Source organism: Planomonospora corallina, from assembly GCF_042650625.1.
GTDB lineage: Bacteria > Actinomycetota > Actinomycetes > Streptosporangiales > Streptosporangiaceae > Planomonospora_B > Planomonospora_B corallina.
Genome location: NZ_JBHSBM010000087.1, coordinates 1 through 3,878 on the forward strand (window position 1 = coordinate 1; position 3,878 = coordinate 3,878).

Below are 3,878 nucleotides of genomic sequence, written 5' to 3' on the forward strand. Positions count from 1 at the left end.
GTACCGGTCTCCAACAGGGAGGACGGCCCGTTGGCCAACTTCAGGACCAAAGACCAGTCGCGTCCGCAGGCCGCCATCGTTTGGCGGTAAGTCGTTAGATCGTCCATGGATGCGTTCCTTCAGCGGCTGGTCCCGTCGGCACCCACCCCGGGCGCAGGGCGGCGTGCTGCAGACGACCGGGCGATCCTGGCAGCGATCATCTACGTGGCCACCACCGGATGCGCCTGGCGGCAGCTCCCGCCGGCCTTCGGCACCTCCACCACCGCTTCACTAAATAGAGCACGATGCGGGTGTGAGTCAAGCAGTACCGGATCGTCCTGGACGAGCTCGGCGCCCGAGGAAAGCCGGACTGGTCGCGGTGCGCGATTGACTCGATCAGCCTGCGCGCGGTCAAGCGATCAAGCGGTCAAGCGGGAGAGCTGACAGACCCAAATCTGCTCGATCACGATAAAAGCGGGCGAAGATCCATATGATCACCGAGCGAACCGGTTTGCCGATCTCTGTCACGATCTCGGCTGCGAACGTCCCTGGCAGTCTGGTTGTCGAGCCGCTGGTGCGCGGCATTCCGCCGATCCGCTCCCGGCGTGGGCGGTGCCGACGCCGCCCGGCCAAGCTCCACCGCGATAAGGGCTGCGACTACCCCACGCGCGGCGCTTCCCGCGGCAGCGCCGGGCATCATCCCGCGCATCGTGTGGCGTGATGTGGGGTCCAGTCAGCGTTTGGGCCGTCATCGCCGGGTCATCGAGCGCACCATCGCCTGGCTGAGCGGCTGCCGCCGGCTGCATCGTCACTACAAACGCCACGCCGATCACTTCGCCGCCTTCGTCGCCCTGGCCGCCGCCTCCGTCTACTACCGCCGTCGCACCAAATGGGTCATCTTTGAAGGCCATCTGACCTCAACTGCCCGATAGAGCCAATCAAGATCGGGTTACACACCTACTGGGCAGACCCATTGCGCAGCTCGTTTCAACCATCAACAAACGTAACATAGACTAAATTATCCAATCTATCACCAAATAGTAATGATAGGCGCAGTTATGTCAAATGGTACAAGAGATCCAAATGCAGGCAAGGTATGCAAAAAATGCAATAACTTTAAGGCGTATGAAAACTTTTACAAGAACAAACAACTAAAAGATGGCTATGAATCGAATTGTAAGGAATGTCGAACCGCACGCATGCGCGAAGCATACTGGATGAGTGGAGAAAGGATGGAAAAAGCGAGAGACAGAGAGGTTCTGTCCCGGAAAAGAGAGGAGCTTGCAGACTCTGGGCTTCGTAAATGCGCTCAGTGTGGCGAGATAAAAACCCTTGATCAATTCGGTCGGCGACCACACTCAAAGGATGGTTTGCGTTCCGAATGCCGAGTATGCTCCCGCAAGGCAACAGAAAAATGGCGAGAAGCCAATATCGAGCGGTCACTCTCTTATGGAAGAGAGTATCGAATTAGCAACTCGTCCCTAGATAGGAATTCTTGGCGTAGTCGTAATCCCACACATCGATCTGGAACTGATAGACCTTTCCTGTTAGCGGCAGACACGCTCATCCCTACAGTGTCAGGATGGCGTCTAGCCGAGACTATCAAGTCAGGTGAGTTTGTATTCTCATCAACGGGACAAATCGTTCAAGTTTCTCGCACTGAAATTATTATCGATGAGAAAACATCTCGCGACGTTACTTTCTCCGACGGAACGTCCGTTACTATATCATCCAATTCTCCCTGGGAAGTGAGGATTCCCGGGTCGGCGGCCGCACCGAAAATTCGCACACTTGAGGAGATGGTTTCGGACGGGAGGAAGTTTTGTGTTCCAGTGGGGAGGCCATGGGCTCTGCCAGAACGCACACTCCCTATCGATCCTTACGTCCTTGGCCTATGGCTAGGAGACGGTGATTCTCGTGCACCCACACTCGCTGTAGGGCAAGAGGACTTCAAAGAAATTTCGAGCATGGTGCAATCATGCGGCTACTTGGTTAATGAATGGAGTGGCAGAATAGGCGTTCATCGCCTGGCTTTCCAAGTACCGGGGGCTCGAAGAGGGGCAAGCCTTCCTAACATTCCCGGAGAAAAAGGGGCACTGGCAAGACTTAAGGAGCTTAATCTACTAAAAAATAAACATATTCCAATCCCTTATCTGCGGGCGTCCATTGATCAGCGCCTTTCACTACTGCAAGGACTAATGGACAGCGACGGCCACGCTACAAGATCAGGGTCATGCTGTTTCGTAAATAACAATAAACTCTTGATAGATGGATTTTGCGAGCTGCTCCGCTCTCTAGGTGAGGTGGTTTCCGTCACGTGGGCTGCTGATACTCGTTCGCGCATAGGCGGGGCTTACAAAGCAAACTTCACTCCTTTTAGGACTCAACCTTTCCGGCTTCAACGTAAGAAAGAGCGAGTCCGGAGTGGCAACACGGCGCGATGGGTTGCTATTGGTAAAATTAGTCAGCCAATCAAAGACAGATCGCTCTATCGCATATACACGCAACCAGAAGTTTCCAGTATTGTTTTTGGGCTGGGATGTCGGATCCCCCTGATCTAACATCAAAATAGTGTGGGTCACGCCGGGCGTTCGCATGGCTCATACTGCGCAAGCCAGCGTACGGCCGCCGCTCTCTCAAGCACGTGTCAGTCCGGCCTCGTAGAGGACACAAGCAAGGAGGCTCAGGGCACAACGAGGGCACACCGCGCCGAGAAACAGCCTGAGACGACGGCAAGCGACGAGGGGCATAACGGCAGCTCAAGGCAATGATCAGGGGATCTCCGCAGGTCGCCGGGTGGCCGGGTTCGGTTCACGAACTACCGGTAGCGGATGGACGCCTGGGGCCCCGGGATTCGTCATCGGGGACTGTCCGCCTTGCCGGAGGGCGCATCGGGGCACAGGGGGCTCCCCCCTGTGCCCCGCCTGCTCCAGGGCGTCCTGTCCCGAGGAGGACCGGCCGTGGTCAGCCCGCCGCGGGGGACAGTGAGTCCAGTACGTCCTGAGGCGCGGCGCCGAGGCGCTCTCGCTGCGGGAAGTGACCGACGGGGATGCGGGCCACCTCCTGTGCGGTGGCGTAGTCGACCACCGAGACGGCGTTCAGGTTGCTGAGGGAGACGAAGCAGTGCCGGCCGTCCACGCTGGTGGCGGTCCAGTACGGCAGGCTGTCGGTGGCGTAGTGCTGGTATCCGGCGATGGAGAGCGAGGGCCGGTCGGCGATCGCGACGTAGTCGTCGATCGTGCCCGCCATGCAGAGTTTCTTCTCGTCCCCGGACATCGCCATGCCGTGGTGCGCGGAGTTCTGCGGGTACGAGTCCGCGGACATGCCCCTGGCCTTGTCGCTGAAGGGCATGGTGATCGTGCGGAGGATCTTCCCCTCGGCCAGGTCGTACTCGATGAACCCGTTGAGGTAGGACAGCTGGGCGTACATGTACCGGTTGTCGGCGGTGAACACCGCGGGGCGCACGCCGTAGGCGAACCGGTGGACCCGCAGGACCTCGTGGGTCCGCGCGTCGACCACCGTCACCTGCTTGTCGCCCTTGACCAGGTTGAGCGATCTGGGCAGTGAGGTGACGCCGATGCTCTGGTTGTACAGCAGTGTCCCGTCCGGCGAGTAGTCGTTGCCGTGCGGGTACGTCCCGGTCCTGAAGGAGGCGACCGGCTGCCCGCTCGCCGTGTCCAGGACCACCGCCTTCACGGCCGTCAGGGCGGAGACCACGAATCGCGTGCCGTCCGGGGAGAGCGCGGCGTGGTCCGCCTTGAATCCTTCGATCTTGTGGCGCCACAGGAGGCTCTTGCTCTTGACGTCGAAGGCGACCACGTCGGCCAGGTTGCCCCGGGAGACGTAGAGGGTCCGGCCGTCCTGCGACAGCGCCATGTCGTCGACGAACTTCTTGTAGC

General features: G+C 59.0%; 1 protein-coding gene and 1 pseudogene. One reads left to right on the top strand and one right to left on the bottom strand.

What is annotated here, in order from left to right; all coding sequences use genetic code 11:
* Positions 1-105: 105 nt before the first annotated feature.
* Positions 106-911: pseudogene (locus tag ACFOWE_RS33850) on the top strand (IS5 family transposase).
* A 2,032-nt stretch (positions 912-2,943) separates the two neighbouring features.
* Here ACFOWE_RS33850 and ACFOWE_RS33855 read toward each other — a convergent pair.
* The coding region (locus ACFOWE_RS33855) for a YncE family protein (RefSeq protein ID WP_377295181.1) at positions 2,944-3,878 on the bottom strand (935 nt) is incomplete at its 5' end.